The organism is Absiella sp. AM09-50 (genome assembly GCF_003433845.1).
GTDB lineage: Bacteria > Bacillota_I > Bacilli_A > Erysipelotrichales > Erysipelotrichaceae > Hoskinsella > Hoskinsella hominis.
Genome location: NZ_QVFI01000071.1, coordinates 1 through 1,172 on the forward strand (window position 1 = coordinate 1; position 1,172 = coordinate 1,172).

The window sequence follows — 1,172 nt, forward strand, 5'->3', positions numbered from 1 at the left end:
ATCTACTCTGGCGAGGGGCAGGAATTAGGACAATTCTGGGCGAAGCTGAATGTCGGAAATGCGAAACTGCAAAAGACTTCCAGTAATACCAGCATTACCGACGGTAACGGGAATTACTCTATTGCAGGTGCAACCTATGGTGTCTTTTCTGATAAGGACTGTACGAAACAGCTTGCCACCCTTACGACTGATGAAAACGGAAATACAGATGTTGTAGAGGTAAAGGCTGGCACAGTTTATATCAAGGAGTTATCCGCACCAGCAGGATATAAAGTAGATAAAACCATATATTCCTTAAAGGTTGAAGTTGGAAAGACAGCAATTTTGAAAGTATCAGATACGCCAAAAGTAACGGACACTTTGATTGAGCTTTTCAAGATTGATATGGAAACACAGAAAGACAATCCGCAAGGGAACGCTTCTTTAGCAGGTGCGGAATTTACATGGAAGTATTATGCAGGCTTCTATAATAAAGACAATCTCCCTGCCGAAGCTACTCGTACATGGGTTACAAAGACAATCGCTGAAACAGACAGCGACGGGACAACTCACTACATCGCAAAATTAGCGGACGCATACAAGGTATCTGGCGATAGCTTCTATATGCAGGACGGCAAGGCGGTTCTTCCACTTGGAACGCTAACCGTTGAGGAAACGAAAGCTCCAAACGGCTACTTGTTAGACGGTGCATATATGCAGGCTGGCGATAAGTCCGAACAGATAAAAGGCTTATATGTAACACAGATTACAGAGGACGGCGACCTTGCCGTACTTACTGGAAGTAACCAGTTTTCTGTATCAGACAAGGTTATCCGTGGTGGTGTGAAAATTCAGAAACGAGATTTAGAAACGGGCGATACAAAGCCACAAGGAAGTGCTACCTTGAAAGATACTGCTTTTGACATCATTTCCTTAAATGATAATGCGGTATTGGTTGAGGGCAAATTATACAAGAAAAATGAAGTGGTAAAAACAATCCATACCGATATTGAGGGTGTCGCTTCTACTTCTTCTGACCTTTTACCTTATGGAAAATTCCGTATCGTTGAAAGTGAAGCTCCCGACGGTTACTTAACTGACGGTGCAAAGCCGATTGATTTTACAATCACAGAAAATGGAAAAATCGTGGACTTAACCGACGAAGCTCATTCTATCTATAATCAGATTAAGCG

General features: G+C 42.5%; 1 pseudogene. It reads left to right on the forward strand.

Features of this window, described 5'->3' with window-relative positions:
• Window positions 1–1,172, forward strand: a pseudogene (locus tag DW114_RS21120) (SrtB-anchored collagen-binding adhesin); the annotation flags it as partial.